Genomic DNA, 19374 nt, shown 5'->3' with positions numbered 1-19374 from the left:
TTTAATGCAGTGCCGTAAATTCATATTACTGGTTTTACTACCATTGTTCACCACTTCTTTAGCGTTCGGCCAATCCGAACCGCTAAAGGTAGTGGTGAATTACCTTGGTTTTTATAAAGAGAAAAAAGATCTGAAGTATCTTGCCGCAGCAAAAAAGTCTATCGACAGCCTTGTTGTTACCAAGAAAGATTCGGCCAATCTCGAAAAAAGAGTATACCAGTCTTTGGTTTACAGCACTATTCTGAATGTTGATACACTTAATCAACTAAATCAACCTGCCGATTTTTTCCCGAAAACGGTTGACATTGTAGAGAAAATATCTGCCAATCGCAGGATTCGAAATCACCCTGAAAAATTGGCTTTCGCACGTCAATGTATTGCTAATTACTGCATCCGCAGAGGTTTTGGTTATATGAATAAATCGGACTTTTTGAATGCCGATACTTATTTCAGGATGGCGCAGCAATATGCACCCGCATATAAGCCTATTAATGCTTACATAGCTTATTCAAATAACAAACTGGGAAAATTGCAAGATGCCGCGAGGTTTTATAATAACCTGGTAGCAGCCGACAGCATGAAAGCCGAGTATATTCAGAATGCCGCCAATATCAATATAGCGATAGGGGACACGGTTAAGGCGCTGGAGATCATAAAAAAGGGGAGGGCCTTAATGCCCGGCGATAAGTTTCTGATACTTGACGAAGCCAATATTTATAACAACAAAAAGGACTATAAAGCGTTAGAACCATTATTGGGCAATTTGCTTGCTGATAATAAAAACAATCCGGATATATTATTTGTTGCTGCAAATTGTTACGATCATCTTAACCAGTATGACAAGGCCGAAGATTATTATCTGAAAGCGGTTGACTTAAACAGTACTGCGTTCGACCCGGTTTTTAACCTGGGGTTGTTATACTACCGTAAAAGCGTTACCGATAAAGCGGAAGATGACGTACTTAAAAACTTATATTACGCGGCTAAATGGCTTGAAAAAGCAAATGAAATTTCGCCTAACGATATAAAATCATTGCAGATTCTGCAACATATTTATACCCAAACAGGAAACACGAAACAACTAAATAAGATAAATAGCAAAATCAAACAGTTAACCATTTAACACTATGAAGCTAAAATTTTTGATGGCAGGCCTGTTAGGCTTAGTATCGGCAACAACGTTTGCTCAAAAAAACGAACTTACCAAAGCCAGAGATGAATATGCAAAATTTGAAAATCTACGTGGCACAACACCTCAACTTGCCAATGCAAGTTTAAAAAATGCAAGAGAGTCAATTGACAAAGCCGCAGCAAATGAAAAAACCGCTACTTTGCCGCAAACTTATGCTGTTAAAGCTGCTGTATATGCTGCATATGCAATTGCAGATTCGGTAGCAACTACCTCATTACCGCTTTACACTACTGCTGATGAAGCTTACAAAAAAGCAAAAGAAACAGATACAAAAGGGGAGAACAAAGACGTTATTGAAATTGCATCAAAAACACTGGCGCAATATCAATTAAATAAAGGGGTTAATGAATATCAAAGCGGCAAATATGATTTGGCTTATGCGTCATTCAATAGCTTCCGTGAAATCTTGCCTGAAGATACAAACGCTATTTACTACACAGGTCTTTCAGCTGCAAATGCTTCACCAAAAGACCCTAAATTTTTGCCTCTTGCAATAACTAATTACAATAAACTGTTAACTACAGCATACAGCAAAAATTCTGATATTTATTTCGAGCTTTCTACATTATATTTAACTGCTAAAGATACTACTGCAGCTCTAAAAGCGGTGTCTGACGGTGTAGCGAAATATCCAACCAACACACAGTTGCGTTCACGCGAAATTGAGATCAGCCTGGTAACAGGTAAACAGGAAGATGCTATTGCAAAAATACAAAGCGCGATAGCTAATGACCCTAAAAACAAATCATTATACTATTACGCAGGTATTACTTACGCGAAAATTGGTGATGTTGCTGAAAAACAGGCAAAAACAAAAGATCCGGTTAAAAAGGCAGAAGCTTTAAAGAAAAAAACTGAAAACTACGCGTTAGCATCAAGCATGTACATTAAAGCTTTAGAAGTTGATCCGAATTACGCGGATGCTGCTTTAAACCTGGGTTATGTAAAAATTAACCCGGCTATTGATGCATACAATGCTGCAAACGCGGTTCCTGCCAATAAACAAAAAGAATATGAAGCAGCTTCAGCTAAGGCTGCGGCTTTGTTTACAGAAGCAAAACCATATATGTTAAAAGCAGTTGAGCTGAATCCAAAATCAATTGAGGCATTGACCAATCTTAAATCTTACTACTTAGGTACAAAAGATGCTGCTAATGCAACTAAAACTCAAAAACAAATAGAAGCTTTAAGCTCTAAATAATTAATAGGGGCTGTTTGGTAACAGCCTCTATTAAAAAATGATATTACTTAACATAATGTTAATTATATGAATAATTAAATGATCAAATAAAAACGATATTCAGACACTGCCATCATTTATAATACAACTGCAAGTTGTTATCTTTATTCGTATAACATAAATCACAATATCATGAAAACCAATATCGGTATCAGCGAAGCTAACAGACAAGCTGTTGCAGAACAATTAGGCAAATTACTTGCCGATGAGTTTGTACTTTACACCAAAACAAGAAACGCGCACTGGAACATTGAAGGGCCCGACTTTCATTCGATGCACTTATTTTTCGAAAGCCAGTATGAACAGCTTGACGAATTAATGGATAGCGTTGCCGAACGTATGCGTAAAATAGGTCATTACGCACCGGGTACATTAGCACAACTATTACAGCTTACCCATTTAACTGAGCAAAGCGACCGCAAGAATGATAGCCTGGGCTTTTTAAAAGAACTGCTGGAAGACCATGAAAGCATCATCGAATTTTTGCGCGGAAATATTACCCCTTTCGCCGAAAAATATCATGATGCCGGTACCAGCGATTATATTACAGGCTTGCTGGAAACCCACGAGGAAATGGCCTGGATGCTGAGGTCGCATTTTAGATAAAAATAGCTTTTTAAAAAATAGAAGAGAGCTTATTTGCTCTCTTCTATTTTTATATGGTATTGATATTTAATTGATTGTAGTTGTAAATTAAAGCAGTTTCCCTTTCACTGCTTTAAGCCACTCGCGGGCCATTAACTCATGACCGGCAGGCATTGGATGCACCCCATCCCATATCCAATAATCGGCGGGGGCTTTGCTAAGCGCGTTGTTAAAAGTCTTTTGAAAACCTACAAAAACAGCATCAAATTCAACAGCCAGTTTTTTAGCTATCGCCTGTCTTTTCGCTATATCTTCACTCCATTTCGCCCAATCATCTTTAATTCTGCCAACGGGTAATATAAACGGTTCGCAAATTACCAGTTTAACGGCGGGTAAAGCCGCTTTGGTTTGTTTTAAAAGTGCACTGTAGCCGGCTTCGTAATTTTCTGTAGTGCAAGTAGTATCTCCAGTCATGTAACCATTGGCATCGTTCACCCCTATTAATATGCTTAATATATCAGGCTTTATGTCAAGTGTATCCGTTTGCCACCGGGCGGCCAAATTTGTCACCCTGTTGCCGCTTATACCGCGATTGAAAAAATGATATTTTTTTTCGGGGTACTCGTACCATAACCTGCTCGATATTAGATAAGCATAGCCATGGCCCATAACATGGTTCCAATCGTTGTCGCGTGTGCGGTTGCCATCGGTAATTGAATCACCCTGAAAGAGTATTTTCATATCGGTAGAGGCAGCTGTTGTTTTATTATTGGCAAGCATAAGTTGCGGCATACCGGCAGCACCGGCGACAAGTGCCGTTTGTTTGATAAATGAACGGCGCGATTGGTTTGACATATAGGTTGGGTTTAAAATTGGCTAAACATAAGCTTAAAAATTTATCTTTTCGCATTTTGTTATACCTGTATTTTTACCACCACGCGTGGTTTAAACGTATCATTTTGCTTTGCTATATCAATCATTTTTTGACCTTGTTCCGTCATTAATCCTTCGCGGATCATTCTTTCTACTCTTTCTATATTGATCTCGCTCCAGTTGCTTTTAGGCTTACGCGGCGAAAAACGCTGATAAAAACTACCCTCATCACGGTTGTTGGTTAATGAATCAACCCACCCAAAACACAGGGCTTCTTCCACAGCTTCTGCATAATGTATGCCGGTGGTAATGCGTTTGTGCGATATAACCAGGCATATTTCTTTCGCCGTTTGGCTGTTCTTTATCAGCCATTTTCGCCAGTCTTTCCTTGATTTTGGCTGAAAAACCACCATCCCTTTATTTGTCTCAGTAGCCATGTTATGCATTAGTTTATTTTGCTAAAGCAAATGTATTGTGGCCTAATGACAACCCTATGTCAGGTAGTGAGATTGATCATTTAAATGATCAAACCCGGGTGGCCGTGTAAATAAAATAAACATTCAGAATAATATAAGTAAACAGCAGTACTTGCGCTGCTAAAAAATCGAAGCGGCGCGATTGTTTTAGCTTGTCTTCCTTAATAAACTTTAGTGTGTAAGCGGTGCAAATAATTACTGCCAGAATAAACAGTAAGGTAATGCCGTGCAGCGTATCTACTAAAGTAAAAGTAGTTGAATCGGGCAATGATGCATCAATAATGTATTTATTACCAATAACGGCAAACAGCGAACCCACACTCAAACCGAAGCGTGAATCAATGCTATCTGCATGAATATAAAAACACATATAGGCAATCAAAAAAGCTACATACATGCCTAAAAACATCTTCCAGAACAAGCCCATCGCATCACGGTGTATAACCAGCTTTGTTTTAAAACTGCTATACTCGGTATGTGGTTTAGTTAACGATTCGTCGCCAAAACCGGTTTCGTAAACTTTTATATCATTACTTACTTTGATGCTGTCAATTGTCCACCCGCGTAGCGTAAAACGTGGGTCGAAATGTTTGCCCAATGTATCCGGAACAAATACAAGTGCATCCGAATCAAACTGTGAATTTTCTATCGAAAAACGCAATGTTTGTTTATCAAAGGGGAAATTATCAATGGCCCAGGTGTCCTTCATTACGCATTGCAGCTTCATCATCAGGTAGATTTGCCCATTGGTAGTATCAACAGTTGAAAATGCTTTGTCTACCGTTTTGGCGAGAGGGACTTCAAGGTTATGCTCAAAATCAAAATCTTTATTCTTGTACTTCATCCACAACCAAAGATTTATGGTGTACTCTTTATCCTTAAAATTGATGTTGTGTATGCTGGTGATGTAAATGCCGGTTTTAACAGTATCCGGTTTGGTTTTTTGCGCGTTGGCTGTCAGGCTGAATAAAATAGTAATGACAGCTAATATTTTGATTTTCAATTTTTGATCGGTTTTTAGATTAAATGATTAACCCGCTTTAGCTAACGCAATTATAAACAAGTTGTTTGTTGTACGGAATGAGATATGCAAGTTAGATTAGCATTTTTGCAAAACCCGATGTTCTCAAAAATTATATGATGATTTAATTCAAGAATTGGTTTTAAAAAAAAGTAAGACTTCTGATGGGCAGAAGCCTTACTAACCAATTATAAACCTAAATTATGAGAAGACTATTTTATTTACTTAGTGTAAAAGTAACACTAAGTGAGGTGTTCTGCAAATTTTTTCTGCACTTTTTTCAAGAATTATATTTCCATGACAATCGATTTTTATAAAATGCTTCTAAATTAAGCAATTATAATGATTTGTATTTAGTTTATATCTCCACAATCCGTATTAATATTCGCTGCGTATATCGTATAAATAATCAGTCAATCATGAAAAGGACCATTTTAAATCAATTGAACGCTGTAGCCGGAAATATAAAAAGTATGCGCCTGCACCGCAATTACACCCAGGAATATATCGCTTACAAACTCGGCATATCGCAAAATGCTTACAGCAAGATAGAATTAAACTACACCCGCATCACTGTCGATCGCCTTTTTCATATTGCAGAAATTTTGGAGGTTGATTTTAGTACCCTGGTTGGTCATCAAAAAGTTGCTTAAGTAAAAGGGGGACTTTCACTGAATAACTATTCCTACAATAATAGGGTATCACTCCCCTACTCTATTTTACGTGCTGATTCGCTGTTATCTTTTGTTATTTAAATTTCAGGGCACAGATGGCTTGTCTGTGTTAAAAATATGCTCATGTTTTGCCTCTTCTCATAGGTAATCAGCGGACGTAATATAATTTTTTCTGTATACCAGATCGATATTTTAATGTGATTAATTCGGGGTATTTGCTGTGGTAAATACCGGTGCTTTGTTATGTATGTCTGCTAAAGCTTAGTGCTTTTGTATCAGGTAGTTGCTATTTTATGAGTTAATTAATTAAATTATAAATTTATTTTGATTATTCTAAAAAGTTGTATACCTTTAATGCATCAGCCTCCGCTTTCCCCGATTTAACCTGAAATATATTGATATGCCTGTATTAATTATCCACCAAACCGATAAGGATGTTTTGGATGTCCTTAATCTGATCTTCAAGATCGAAGGCTTTGAGGTCCACCCTTTTAATGGGTACCCGGTAGGGCTTGCAAGTTATATCCACTATGTGAAGGCCGATTTAGTAGTGCTCGATTACTATATGAACGGAACCGAATGCAAATCCTTACTAAACGAAATAAGGGCTGCCGGTGAAGATCTCCCGGTAATTGTTGCAGGTTGCTCCTCTTCTATTCAAAAATTCAGTACCGATTATGGCTTTACCGATTATATTGAAATGCCGTTTGAAGTAGCTTATTTTTACGAAAAAGTGGTAAGCTGCCTTGCCCATAAAGCCTTACATCACTAAAATATTTGTTTTGTTAGCGGGCTGCGTTATTCATCCAACCAGTATCTCGTTAGGCGGATAACCGAATAGCTTTTTAAACGCGTGCGAAAAATGCGACAGGTTTTCAAAGCCTACTTCCAGGTAAACATCATTTGGTTTTCGGTGCTTTTCGGCTATTTCATAATGTGCCAGTTTTAAACGCTTTTCGGTAAGCCATCGTTGCGGCGTTACGTTGTAGGTTTTTTGAAAATCGCGCCTGAAGGTTGCCAGGCTACGACCGGTGAGATAACCAAACTTATCCAGCTTCATATTAAACATGTAATGCCGTTCCATAAAATCGGGTAAGCTGATCTTACCCGGCTCATCAAAATTACCCAGCCAGCTATCCGCTTCGCTATCAATTGATCGTAGTATACTTATAGCCTCTTCAATTTTAATGGCAGCTATTTGCGCAGGCAATTTGTCGCCCAGTTCAAAATAAGGGATCAATGAAGCAAGGCAACTTTCCAGTAAGGGATGTTTGTTAAACCGTTGTATAGTTTGCAGTTGCTGCTTTTTAACATTAGTCGGGTGCCTCGAATAAAAGTCTTTTAATCTTTCTTTGGTAAGGTGCATGGCCACTGCTTTATGAGGTAGGCCAACTTTAGGATAATTAATAATGGTAGCCAATTGGTTACGCGGAATAAGAAATATGTCGCCTGCTGTAAAGGTGTATGTTGCATCAGCCTGAATGATCTTGGTTTCGCCCGAAATAAACCAAACCAAAAGATGGTGCTCAAACATGGTCTCTGTTTTAAATAACTTTCCGTTATATTCCGATAGTTTGATATCGGGCGTGATATATTTAGTTTCAAATTCCATTAACTCAAATATAAGCGTATAAATAAACAAGCCGAACGGTTTATCCGGCTTGTACTATCTATTATCAGTAGATTAATTTGCGGGGAATAGTATGCCGGTCATTTCTTCACTTAGTTTCCATAATTTAATGGCATGTTCCGCATTTACCGAATACGGTTTTACACCCCGCAATGTTGATGGGGCGCTATAATCATGCGCTATATCGCCTTCGTCAAGTTCAGCTACATCAGCGTTCTCGCAATACACTCCTCCTATGCCATCTAATTGCTGGTTGGTTGCGCACCAAACCGTGGTGGCCGCGCCTTGTTCCACAGTTTTGAGCGTGGCTGCTACTTCGGGTTTAATATCGCCGTTTTCGTCGTGCGTACCCATTTGCTGAAATAAGGCCATAGGAGCCACTCGGCCAAGATCGGTACCGTTCACCGAACCCGGGTGAAGCGAAAAAGCACGCACACCAAATTCTTTACCGCGATGGTCCAGCTCCACCGTGAATAAATTATTGGCTGTTTTTGATTGCCCGTAACCTTGCAGGGTTTCGTATTCGCGGTTTAAAAAATTAGGATCTTCAAAGTTAAATGGAGCTATTTGATGCCCGAATGAAGAAACATTGATTACACGTGCTCCATTGGCTTTTTTTAACGCAGGCCAAAGTTTAGCTGTCAGTTGAAAATGACCAAGGTGATTGGTTGCCAATTGTGATTCATACCCCCTGTTATCTCGCTGTAAGGGTACCCACATAATACCGGCATTGTTAACCAGTATATGTAATTTATCATTTGCGGTTAAAAATTTCTCGGCAAAATAATTAACAGATCGCGGATCCATCAGGTCCATCTTTTCAATGGTCACATTTTTTACGCCTTTTAAATTGGCCACGGCTTTGTTTACATCGCGGGCAGGTACAATTACTTTTGCGCCTGCGTTAACAAAAGTTTTAACTGTTTCCAAGCCAATGCCCGCATAGCCCCCTGTAACAATAATGGTTTTGCCGCTGAGGTCAATTCCTTTAATTACATCATGCGTAGTTGATTGCGCGTTAAAGCCGGAATGGATAGCCCGTTGAAGGTTGCCATTATAATTGTCTTTTAAAATCATTTCTTTAAATTTTATAAGACAAAATTACCGTTGCCCACCTAACAAGACTTTGTTTATAGCGTCAATTTACTTTGTTTAAAACGTCATTGTTTAAAAGATTGATTTCCTTACTGCCCCATATCCGGAAGTTGCGGTGTAGTGTCCTTCTCCTTATCAAATTTTAGTTTACCAAATTTATAGGTCAAAGTAACACCGAATGATTGCGACGGTATTAATCGCACATTGGTTTGATTGAAGTTTGAGCCGAAAAGGGTTTGCCGTTGTGTAATATAATACGCGAATGGGTTGGCTGTTGTTAACCCGATGCTGGCATTTTTGTTTAAGAACTGTTTACGGATAGCCAGGTTATAATTGAAAAATGCCGGCCTTATGCTTTGAATATTCTTTTGCTGCGAATTGTAGTTACCGAACACTTCTGCCACCAAATCGTGCGGAAACTGGTACGTAGCGTTAAGGTTAACCCGGTACGCAAACGCGTTAACCGTAGCTAAGCCAACGTTGCTGCTTTGTCTTTGGCCTAATTGAATGTTTGTACGCAGATTTAATTTGCCCGTAACCGGTACCGAACCGAAAATACTTGCGCCGATGTTTTTTTGCGACCCAAGATTGAAACGTTGGGTTAAAGAAACTGCTGTATAATCGGTACCGTTAACATTCAGCACATCATAATAGGTTGATAGCGCCTGTATATTATCGGGGCTGTTGCGATAAAAAGCTGCCAAATAAATATTGCCGCCATTGTTAAAGTTTTTGCTGTAACCCAATTCAAAGTTTTTTGATATTTCGGGCTTAAGCAGAGGATTGCCCGTGCTTATATTATGCGGATCGCTGATATTGTAGAATGGGTTAAGATCGCCATAATCGGGTCTTTCTATACGGTAACTGTAAGAAAATTTAACCGATTGCGAATCGTCCAGCTTATGTTGAAGCGTAAAGGCCGGGGCAAAAGTATTATAATCGGGTATGCCTGCGCCACTGAAAGTACCGGTGGTATGCGTGCGCTCGTAACGCAGCCCTGCTTTACCTGTAAAAAAATCTTTAAACAACGCGAAGGATAAAGACGCGTAACCTGCATATATATTCCGTTTATAATTGAAGCTGTAGGTTTGGCTTGGGTTAACTACATAAGCGCCATTTTGTAATGTATCGGTAAAAACGTTACTGGTTAAGTTACCCATAAAGGTTTTCGCGCCGGTTTCTAACGTGAACGATTTGCTTAAAGGCTGGGCATAATCTAATGTAATTTCCGTTTGGCGGTCTTTACCAGGGTTGTTACTTCTTAATCCGGCCGATGGGTATGCTCCCGTGAGGTAATCTGTTTGTTGCGACGCGTCGGCTATATTTGTACCAAAGCTGGACAGGTAAAGGAAATCCAGCTGTTGTCCTTCTCTTTTAAATGTCTTTTTATACCCAAGGCTAAAATCTACCGCTTTTTCACCAAACCTGCTTGCCGATGTGCGCGTGCTTGAAATGGCAGATGATACATCCCCTCCTGCCATTACACTTTGATTTTGCGAAGTGAAGCCGGTGCCATGGTTACGAAAATCGTTATATCCAAAGGTGGCAGTCAGTTCATCTTTAGGGGTTACGCTCCAATTGAGGTTGATACCCGTTTTGTAACTATTGCGCGTAAATGGATTACTGCCCGATTGAAAAAGGTTTGTGGCGGTATCGCGGGCATTATTATAAGCGGTGCGGTTGGTTGTGTTTTTTGCTGTTGTATTTAGCTGTGTATTTCCACTAAAAAACACACCTACGCCAAAATTTCCTCTACGGGCGTTCAGGTTTATAGAGCCATTCTCCAAACGGATACCTGCGGAAAGGTTAACACTGCCGTTAACGCCCTGAAATTTGTTGTCTTTAAGTACAATATTAATGATACCGCCCGTACCCTGCGCATCGTATTTAGCGCCGGGACTGGTGATTACCTCAATAGTACTGATCTGGCTGGCCGGGATAGATTGCAGCGCATCGGCAAGGCTGGCGCCAAATATGGTGGAAGGTTTGCCATTGATAAGAAACCTGATTCCCGAACTGCCCTGTAATTCAACATTGCCATCAATATCAACGCTTACCATGGGTACCTTCTTAAGTACGTCGAGGGCTACACCGCCTTGCGCTGTGAGGTCATTAGCTGCATTGTATACTACTTTATCAATCTTATTTTCTACAATGGGCACCTTCGCTGTAACATTAACCGCGTTTAGCTGCGTTGTTGCCGAGGTTAATAATATGGTACCGAGCGGTACAGTGGTGGTACTGCTGCTAATGGTCACTTTATTGAATACCTTCTCGCGGTAACCAATAAAATCAACGGTAACACGATATTCTCCGGCCGGGATGCCAGATAGGCTAAAATTACCTTTGCTATCGGTACTGATGCCATTAACCGGATTTTTAGAATCTGCTTTAAATACACTGATGGTAGCAAAATCAACGGGAGCCTTTGTGGCCGAATCAATTACCTTGCCCGTTATTTTACCGTTAATGGTAGTTTGAGCAAGGGCGTTAAACATTAAAAAAATAAAAGAGGCAGTTATTATAATATATTTCATGTGTTTCAAATCGGAAAATTAGCGGCCAATTCTGGATTTATGCTGAATTTTAGTTTGATGTTACCTTTTTGTTACATAAACCGTTTAACAGGGTAATATGAACAGGCTTTTCAAAACTTTCCGACTTGCGGGGATACATCAATTAATGAAACAATATTTATTTGTGTCTTTATTTTTTTTCAGCAGGCAATAAAAATCATAATTGTAGCGCTACACACGCAAAAAGATGTATTTTTAAGGCTAAGCTTTATTTAACGACATTCTTTCTACCAGAAAAGAGCAGGCATTCACCAGAATGTATCCAGAATCTGCAACGAACTTGTTGTCGTTCATCAACATTGAATTTTATGAGATACCTGTTAAGGTTATTAATTATATCTACTCTTTTCTTCATCGGTGCAACTAATGCCTGGTCGCAAAAAATAGCCCTGTCGGGCAAAATTGTCGACGCGGCAACTTTTGAGCCTGTATCATACGCTACCATTTCGGTTAAGGGTACTACCACAGGCACACGCAGCGATTTTGACGGTTCTTTTCACTTAACTTTTACCCGTACAAAAGATTCTGTTACTATTACTTGTGTTGGCTATCGCGAAAAGTCGGTTTATGTAAGTGATAAAGCCACTCAAAATTTAACCATCCGTCTTCAACCGTCTGCACAAACCTTGCAGGAAGTAAGGGTTGGACCGAAGGGATATATTAACCCGGCATGGGCAATTTTAAGGGAGATAGTAAAACATAAAGCAACTAATGATCCGGCTAATTTACAATCATATCAATATAAAAGTTATAACAGGATTGAACTTGACGCGAGCCATTTGAGTGATAAACTGCTCCGTAAAAAGTTTATTGGTCAGGCTTTAAGCCTGGCCGATAGCCTGAATGTTACTGATGCTGATCATGTGCCTGTATTGCCATTGTTCTTATCAGAAACCATTTCCAACTATTATTACCGCAAATCGCCGGAGGCTAAAAAAGAGGATATAATACATACCCGTACCAAAGGCATAGGCTTTGAAGATGGTACCTTGCTGGCACAGCTTACCGGCAGTACCTTTCAGCAATACAACTTTTATAAGAACTTTGTAAGCGCTGCCGGTAAAGATTTTGTTTCGCCTATTACCGATAGCTGGAAAGGTTGGTACGATTATGAGCTGGACAATAGGGATGCCATGGTTGGCGATGTGAAATGTTTTCAGATCTCCTTTAAGCCCAAACGCCCGCAGGATTTAGCTTTTACCGGTACTATATGGGTGGTGAAAGATACTTACGCGTTATACCGCATTAAAGCCACAGTTCAGCCCGCCTCCAATTTAAACTTTATCAACCAAATAAAAATAGAACAGCAAATGGGCGGCAATGGCAAAGGCCCTTTGTTACCTAATAAAACACGCATATTGGTAGAGGTTGATCAGCTGACAAAAAACAGCACCGGCTTTTTGGCCAAACTTTATACCACAAATACAGATATAACCACAGGAAAAACTTACGGGAGCGATTTTTTTAAGAAAAGTATTTCTGTTGCCGATGACGCGCAGGCAGTTGATGAACACTTTTGGGATACTAACCGCCCCGATTCGATCACCGCGGCGGAGAAATCGGTTTATCATTTAATTGATACGGTTAAATCATTACCCACTGTAAAAAATTATCTTATAGTGGCCGATCTGCTCATCAACGGGTACTACCGCGCCGGGAAGATCAGCTATGGCCCCTTCCTCAATACTTTCAGCGTAAATAATGTTGAAGGCCCGCGCTTCCGTTTAGGTTTCCGCACTAATTCGAGCTTTGATAAAAAATGGATACTGGGCGGCTATGTTGCTTATGGGATGAAGGATAAAGAAATAAAATTTGGGGCAAGTGTAGATTACATCCTTTCACGAAAGCACTGGACCGAGGCCGGTATCAGCTATTCGCACGATTTGAACCAGGTAGCCCTGTTGAGCGATAGTTATTTATATCAACGTAATAATCTGTTTGCCGCGCTTACACGCTTTGGGCCGGTAGCTAAACGAAAGCCTTTTGACCAGGATTTAATTACAGCCTACATCTCCCGCGATCTGTTCAAAGGTTTTACCGAAAAGGTGACGTTATCAAATTGGTCGTTAGATCCCCTGTTTGCATTTCGATTTCAGGACAATAATCCGAATGTAAGCCAAAAGATGGTGGTATCAGAATTGCAGTTAGAAACCAAATGGTCGCCGGGTTCGCAGCCACTGATCTCTGAAACGGTGAACAGGCCTTTAAGCGTAAAAAGCAAGGCCACCGCGCCGGTATTTACATTCAGGTATACGCTTGGCTTTAAAAACTTTTTAGGCAGCGATATTAATTACCAGAAATTTAGTGTTAACGTTATTCAAACTTTAAAAACCGGCAGGTTTGGGCGTGGCAAGTATTCTTTTTCTGCAGGATATATTCCATCTACGGTTCCGTTCCCTCTACTGGAAAATCATTTGGGTAACGAAACTGCTTTGTATAACCCGAATGCATTTAACCTGATGCACTTTTTTGAATTTGCCAGTGATAAATACGCCAACTTAAGTTATACACAGCATTTTGAAGGCTTATTGCTTAATGAAATTCCATTTATTGCTAAGTTGAAATGGCGTTTAGTAGGTACCGCCAATGTGCTTTACGGCGATCTTTCAAGTGCAAACCGCTACAACATCAACCAAAATCCGAGTATATCTTTAAGCGGACTGGGCAGCAAACCATATATTGAAACCGGTTACGGAGTAGAAAATATCTTTAAATTTTTACGTGTCGATTTTATTCATCGCATCACCTACCGTGATCATGCTCCGGCACCTGATGTAAACCCTAAAAATTTTGGTATCAAGGTTTCCGCACAATTGAGGCTGTAAGTATTGAATTGGGCATTCACATTATTCATCCTGCGTTAATTAAAGTTTAAGTAGTAAATTAGTCTTTAATTCTCCAGTTTTTCTACAACATTAACTGGTACGTTTGGATAAAAAACCGTGAAAATTTTAGTCATAGAAGATCAGGCAGGGTTACGGGAAAGTATAGAGTCGTACTTTACCGGCGATGGCAACGTGTGCGAATCGGCCTCTGATTATAATACCGCGATAGCCAAGATAAACCTGTACCGTTACGATTGTATTGTGCTGGATATTACCCTGCCCGATGGCAGCGGCCTCGAAATATTAAAGGCCCTTAAGGAGGGGCGCCATGCAGATGGCGTATTAATTATTTCTGCTAAAAACTCCTTGGATGACCGCTTGAATGGCCTCGATCTGGGGGCTGATGATTATCTTACCAAGCCCTTTCATTTATCAGAGTTAAAAGCAAGGGTGGCGGCAATAGTGCGCCGTAAAAGCTTCGACGGAAGCAACTCGCTCATCTTTAATGAAATCAATATCGATATATTTTCTAAAGAGGTAAAGATTAATAAACAGGCTATCAAGTTAACCCGTAAGGAGTACGACCTGCTGCTTTACTTTTTAGCCAATAAAAACAAAGTGGTTTCTAAAAATGCTATCGCTGAGCATCTTTGGGGCGATGAAATTGATATTGCCGATAATTTCGACTTTATTTATTCGCACATTAAAAACCTGCGTAAAAAAATGACGGAGGCAGGCGGTAAAGATTACATCAGCGCCGCATACGGCATAGGGTATAAATTTATTGATCAATAATGAAACTTTTTACCCGCTATAACCGCGCAACTACTATGCTCACCATTGTTGTGATGCTTGTTTTGGGCGTTATTTATTATTACGTGATCAGCGGGATACTTACCAGCCAGGTAGACCGTGACCTGGAGGTAGAAGAACAGGAAATATTTGAGCATGTTAAACTGAACCATGAGTTGCCGGTAGTGTACCCTTCCAATCACCAGTTTATTTATCTTACCCCGGTAAAATCACCCGTAAAGCGCCGTTTTATAGATACGCAATACAAAGACCCTGATGAAAACGCGATGGAACCCGCCCGTGGCCTCATCAGTTCGGTAGTTTTAAATAGCCAGCGTTACCAGATCCGTGTTGTTCAATCAACTGTTGAAACGGAAGATCTGATCAGGGTGATTTTCATGATTACGGCAGGAGTGATCATTGTTTTACTTGTTGTATTGCAGGTATTTAACCGTATGATACTTACTAAGCTTTGGCAGCCCTTTTATACTGTGCTTAACCAATTAAAAGTGTTTAGCCCGAGCAATCAAACTATCCTTGATCATGCCACATCTGAAATTGATGAATTTAATGATCTTAACAAAGCGGTAAGCACCATGTCGGCACGTGCGGTAGATGACTATATTCAGTTAAAAACATTTACCGAAAACGCGGCGCATGAAATGATGACCCCTGTAGCTATCATTAATTCAAAGCTGGATTCGCTGCTGCAAACTGATGAATTTACCCAAAATCAAAGTGTATTATTAAAAGATCTTTACGATACAGTAACCCGGTTAACCAGGCTCAATAAATCGATGTTGTTGTTAACCAAAATTGAAAACAGGCTCATCGCCGATGAGCAAGTGATCGATCTAAAAGAACTTATTGACGGTTTATTGCATCAGTTTGATGAACTTTTTTCAGGCTTGGAGATCTCGGTAACAGCCGACCTTACAGAGCATAGTATTAAGGCAAGCCGTTTTTTGGTAGAAGTATTGTTCAATAACCTGATCGGTAACGCGATCAGACACAATCATCGGAAAGGCCATGTGCATGTTACCCTTACACAGGCATATGCCAGCATCAATAATACCGGTAAACCTTCCGCGTTGGATATGAAGCTCCTATCAAAACGCTTTCAAAAATCAGCCGAATCAGAGGGTACAGGACTGGGCTTAGCGCTTTGTAAACAAGTGTGCGAAAATTGCGGCTTTAAATTGCAATATGATTTTACTGATGAACAACATACCTTCAAAGTGATTTTTTAAAAGCCTACTCACTGACCTACAGGATTTATCCAAAATTGGCTGTTAAGTTTACTAAAAAAATCATTTATGAAAACATTCGGAAAAACATTAGCAGTTGCCATAGTGGCAGTAGCTTTTAATGCAGCAGCCAATGCGCAATCAGTACCGGCCTCAAAAGTACCGGCACCTGTAAAAGCAACCTTTATGAAAACCTACCCTACCGTTACCAAAGTAAAATGGGAAATGGAAAAAGGCAATTACGAAGCAGGTTTCGTAAGTCAAAAACAAGAAACATCAGCAGTATTTACTGCCGATGGCAAAATGCTTGAATCGGAAGTTGAGATAAAAACAGCGGCTTTGCCTGCACCGGTACTGGCTTATGTAAAAGACAACTATAAAGGCAAAAGCATTAAAGAAGCTGCCAAAATTACCAAAACAGGCGGCGAAGTAAATTACGAAGCAGAAGTAGCAGGTAAAGATTTACTATTTGACAGCACAGGCAAGTTTATTGAAGTAGCCAAAGACTAAGTTTGAACTAACTGAAGCAACTATAAAATTAAAGGCCTGCAGAAATTGCAGGCCTTTAATTTTATAAACTAATCTTTAGTCGTTTTGCGAGCTGACCTTTACTTCGGCAAGGTCTATCTGCATTTCCTGCTTGCGTATTGCTTCGTCGCTAAAGGCCTTTTCCTTGCGGATATGATATAGTTCGCGGCGCTGTATAGCATATAGATCTTTTAGGACCATGTTATACATTTTCACTTCGCTAAGTTGTGATTGATCACAATCTAACGATTCCAAACGCTGCGTAATAATGGTAACATTGTTCTGTAATTCTTCCTTCAGGTTTTGCAGCAACTCGCTTTTTGCTATTTCTTTCGGATAGTGTTCCTCCAAACGTTTTACTGATTGATTAACCAACCTTAACCGGATGCCCAGGTCCTGCTGATCTGCCGGTACAACAGGATCAATTTCTTTTATTTTTAAGGCCTTTACAATAAAGGGCAAAGTTAAACCCTGAAAAACAAGCGTAACCAGTATCACCACAAAAGTGATAAAGATGATAAGGTTACGGTGTGGAAATGCTTTACCATCATCTGCCAGTAGAGGCAATGATAAAGCCGCCGCCAACGATACTACACCGCGCATACCTGCCCAGCCAATGACGAATGATCCTTTCCAGCCCGGATTTGGCTCGGAGGCGCGTATGCTTTTAAATAACCAGCGGGGAATGAATGTACTTGGGTATATCCACAACATCCGGATAGTGATAATTACCACGCTGATGATGAGGCCATACTGCCAAGCTTCGCCCAATGAATACCCATCGAGCCCTTTAACAATTACTGGCAGCTCCAACCCTATTAAAATAAACACCAGTCCGTTTAAAATAACAATAACAGTCGACCATACATTTATGGTTTGTAAACGGCTCTGTCCATCCTGAAATACCTCGTGTGAACGATATGATAAAAACAAACCACCGCTCACTACCGCCATCACGCCCGAAAAATGAAAATGCTCGGCAACCAGGTACATAAAATAGGGCGATACCAGCGTAAACGCGGCATCAATATTTGAAGTGGTAGGTAAAAACCGGTGAATCAGGTAAACAATATGAGCTATAGCAAGGCCTATAACAATGCCCATCAACGTAACCGTAAAAAAATTGGTAGCGGCTTCGTTTACAGAAAAGCTGCCGGTTAAAACCGCGGCCAAAGCAAACCTGAATACAATTAAGCTGGATGCATCGTTCACCAGGCTTTCGCCCTCTAAAATAATGGAGATGCGTTTGGGGATCTTCACATACTTTAAAACCGAAGTAGCGGCAATAGCATCAGGTGGAGAAATGATACCACCCAATAAAAAGCCCATCGATAATGTAAAGCCCGGTATTACTGCCGATGATACAAAGGCTACTATGGTTGAAGTAAAAATAACCAAACCAAATGCCAGCAGGCTGATAGGGCGTTTCCATTTCCAGAAGTCGTTCCATGAGGTATACCACGCGGCCTCATATAGCAAAGGAGGCAAAAATATCAGGAAGATCAGGTCAGGATCCATGGCGATAACCGGCATGCCCGGAATATAACTTACCACCAAACCGGCGATCACCAAAAACAGCGGATAGGCTATTTTTAGCTTTTTGGCCAGCATGATCAATAAAAAGGTTGCAGAAAGCAGGATCAGAAATTGTAATAAAATATAGTGCATCTATGGCTGTGTTTGTGTGTAGTACAAATTAGCTTGTAATATAAGCCTATAGCTGCTAAATTCAAAAACAGTGCACTCAACAAACTTTATCGCCATTTATAAAAAATGCTCATAAGCAAAATCTTATGAGCATTCTCCCCCAATAATAAAGTATTAATTTTTATTCAGAGCAAATGCACCTTCGGTGGCTTTTATAATTAAAGCGGCTACTTCTTTTGGCCGTGATGTATATACAGAGTGGCTGCCACCCGGAATTTCTACTGTATAACTTGCCGCCCGTTTAGCGTACATGCGTTCCAAGTCGGGGTTAATAATACGATCGGCCTGGGCTACCATATACCAGCTTGGTTTTGTTCGCCAGGCGGCTTCGGTAATTACCGCGTGAAATATTTCATCTTTGGTTAATACCTGGGCGCGGCCTGTAAAATCAGCTATATTTTTTGGCAGATCGGCTGCGAAATCAGCATGAAAACTATCAGGTGCTATATAGTCATATCCGTCTGCTGTTTTTTGAAGGGATTTGTAGGCGGGCGGATATAGCTTGCCATTGGCAGCCTCATTTTCGCCTTTATCAGGCGCGTGGGCGGCAATATAAACCAAACCTTTAACCTGCGGATCATTACCGGCGGCAGTAATTACCGCGCCACCATAGCTGTGGCCTACCAAAATAACCGGACCATCCATCATTGCTATCACTCGTTTAACGGCCTCTACATCGCCATCAAAAGATGTTAGCGGATGCTGTACTATACGCACATTGTAGCCCTTTTTAATGAGGATATCATAAACCGGTTTCCAGCCGGAACCATCAACAAAGGCGCCGTGTACCAGCACAATGTTTTTAATGGGAGCCTGTGCCGAAGCTGGCCGGGTACTGCTTAGTAAGAAGATAAAACATAGTGCTGCCATACTGAAGAGCCTTGCTATGCTGTTGATTGTTTTTTTCATGATG

The 19374-nt window shown here is 40.3% G+C and carries 17 protein-coding genes; 9 read left to right on the top strand and 8 right to left on the bottom strand.

What is annotated here, in order from left to right; all coding sequences use genetic code 11:
• Nucleotides 1-4 precede the first annotated feature (4 nt).
• The 3 genes from ABD894_RS01290 (at nucleotide 5) to ABD894_RS01280 (ending at nucleotide 3038) form a co-directional block, all read left to right on the top strand.
• Complete coding sequence (locus tag ABD894_RS01290; protein ID WP_345209166.1) at nucleotides 5-1123, top strand: tetratricopeptide repeat protein; 1119 nt, start codon at nucleotides 5-7, stop codon at nucleotides 1121-1123.
• Between the two features lie 4 nt (nucleotides 1124-1127).
• Entirely contained in the window at nucleotides 1128-2393 is a 1266-nt protein-coding gene (locus ABD894_RS01285) for a tetratricopeptide repeat protein (protein WP_345209165.1), read from the top strand.
• Nucleotides 2394-2564: 171 nt separating this feature from the next.
• A complete protein-coding gene (locus ABD894_RS01280) occupies nucleotides 2565-3038 on the top strand; it encodes a Dps family protein (protein WP_345209164.1) in 474 nt (157 codons plus the stop codon).
• An 87-nt stretch (nucleotides 3039-3125) separates the two neighbouring features.
• Here the strand turns inward: ABD894_RS01280 and ABD894_RS01275 are convergent, their stop codons facing one another.
• The 3 genes from ABD894_RS01275 to ABD894_RS01265 form a co-directional block, all read right to left on the bottom strand.
• The gene (locus tag ABD894_RS01275; protein ID WP_345209163.1) at nucleotides 3126-3872 is read right to left on the bottom strand and encodes an SGNH/GDSL hydrolase family protein; all 747 of its coding nucleotides are present in this window, start codon (nucleotides 3870-3872) and stop codon (nucleotides 3126-3128) included.
• A 59-nt stretch (nucleotides 3873-3931) separates the two neighbouring features.
• Complete coding sequence (locus ABD894_RS01270) at nucleotides 3932-4327, bottom strand: YdeI/OmpD-associated family protein (protein ID WP_345209162.1); 396 nt, start codon at nucleotides 4325-4327, stop codon at nucleotides 3932-3934.
• A gap of 88 nt (nucleotides 4328-4415) precedes the next feature.
• Entirely contained in the window at nucleotides 4416-5369 is a 954-nt protein-coding gene (locus tag ABD894_RS01265; RefSeq protein ID WP_345209161.1) for a ligand-gated ion channel, read from the bottom strand.
• 437 nt (nucleotides 5370-5806) lie between these two features.
• On the opposite strand from ABD894_RS01265, the gene ABD894_RS01260 reads away from it, so the two are divergent.
• A complete protein-coding gene (locus tag ABD894_RS01260; protein WP_345209160.1) occupies nucleotides 5807-6040 on the top strand; it encodes a helix-turn-helix domain-containing protein in 234 nt (77 codons plus the stop codon).
• Nucleotides 6041-6461: 421 nt separating this feature from the next.
• On the top strand, nucleotides 6462-6833 hold the full coding sequence (locus ABD894_RS01255) for a DNA-binding transcriptional response regulator (RefSeq protein WP_345209159.1): 372 nt from the start codon (nucleotides 6462-6464) through the stop codon (nucleotides 6831-6833).
• Nucleotides 6834-6863: 30 nt separating this feature from the next.
• Here ABD894_RS01255 and ABD894_RS01250 read toward each other — a convergent pair whose 3' ends face one another.
• The 3 genes from ABD894_RS01250 to ABD894_RS01240 form a co-directional block, all read right to left on the bottom strand.
• Nucleotides 6864-7673, bottom strand: a complete 810-nt coding sequence (locus tag ABD894_RS01250; RefSeq protein WP_345209158.1) for a helix-turn-helix domain-containing protein — start codon at nucleotides 7671-7673, stop codon at nucleotides 6864-6866.
• Nucleotides 7674-7745: 72 nt separating this feature from the next.
• A complete protein-coding gene (locus ABD894_RS01245; protein WP_345209157.1) occupies nucleotides 7746-8768 on the bottom strand; it encodes an SDR family NAD(P)-dependent oxidoreductase in 1023 nt (340 codons plus the stop codon).
• 107 nt (nucleotides 8769-8875) lie between these two features.
• A complete protein-coding gene (locus ABD894_RS01240; protein WP_345209156.1) occupies nucleotides 8876-11323 on the bottom strand; it encodes a TonB-dependent receptor in 2448 nt (815 codons plus the stop codon).
• 347 nt (nucleotides 11324-11670) lie between these two features.
• On the opposite strand from ABD894_RS01240, the gene ABD894_RS01235 reads away from it, so the two are divergent.
• The 4 genes from ABD894_RS01235 to ABD894_RS01220 all read left to right on the top strand — a co-directional run bounded on the left by ABD894_RS01235 (nucleotide 11671) and on the right by ABD894_RS01220 (nucleotide 16736).
• Entirely contained in the window at nucleotides 11671-14187 is a 2517-nt protein-coding gene (locus tag ABD894_RS01235) for a DUF5686 and carboxypeptidase-like regulatory domain-containing protein (protein WP_345209155.1), read from the top strand.
• Nucleotides 14188-14304: 117 nt separating this feature from the next.
• The gene (locus ABD894_RS01230) at nucleotides 14305-14982 is read left to right on the top strand and encodes a response regulator transcription factor (protein WP_345209154.1); all 678 of its coding nucleotides are present in this window, start codon (nucleotides 14305-14307) and stop codon (nucleotides 14980-14982) included.
• Nucleotides 14982-16229 (top strand): sensor histidine kinase, encoded by a 1248-nt coding sequence (locus ABD894_RS01225; RefSeq protein WP_345209153.1) that lies wholly within the window; start codon nucleotides 14982-14984, stop codon nucleotides 16227-16229. Before ABD894_RS01230 ends, ABD894_RS01225 begins: the two co-directional genes overlap by 1 nt.
• 66 nt (nucleotides 16230-16295) lie before the next feature.
• Nucleotides 16296-16736 (top strand): PepSY-like domain-containing protein, encoded by a 441-nt coding sequence (locus ABD894_RS01220; RefSeq protein WP_345209152.1) that lies wholly within the window; start codon nucleotides 16296-16298, stop codon nucleotides 16734-16736.
• A 75-nt stretch (nucleotides 16737-16811) separates the two neighbouring features.
• Here the strand turns inward: ABD894_RS01220 and ABD894_RS01215 are convergent, their stop codons facing one another.
• Both ABD894_RS01215 and ABD894_RS01210 read right to left on the bottom strand, forming a co-directional pair.
• The gene (locus tag ABD894_RS01215) at nucleotides 16812-18422 is read right to left on the bottom strand and encodes a Na+/H+ antiporter (protein WP_345209151.1); all 1611 of its coding nucleotides are present in this window, start codon (nucleotides 18420-18422) and stop codon (nucleotides 16812-16814) included.
• 153 nt (nucleotides 18423-18575) lie between these two features.
• A complete protein-coding gene (locus ABD894_RS01210) occupies nucleotides 18576-19370 on the bottom strand; it encodes an alpha/beta hydrolase (RefSeq protein WP_345209150.1) in 795 nt (264 codons plus the stop codon).
• Nucleotides 19371-19374: the final 4 nt, after the last annotated feature.

Origin of the sequence: Mucilaginibacter gynuensis, from assembly GCF_039541195.1 — a bacterium.
Classification (GTDB): domain Bacteria; phylum Bacteroidota; class Bacteroidia; order Sphingobacteriales; family Sphingobacteriaceae; genus Mucilaginibacter; species Mucilaginibacter gynuensis.
Note: the sequence above shows the minus strand (reverse complement) of the source record. Positions and strands in the feature narration are given on the sequence as shown.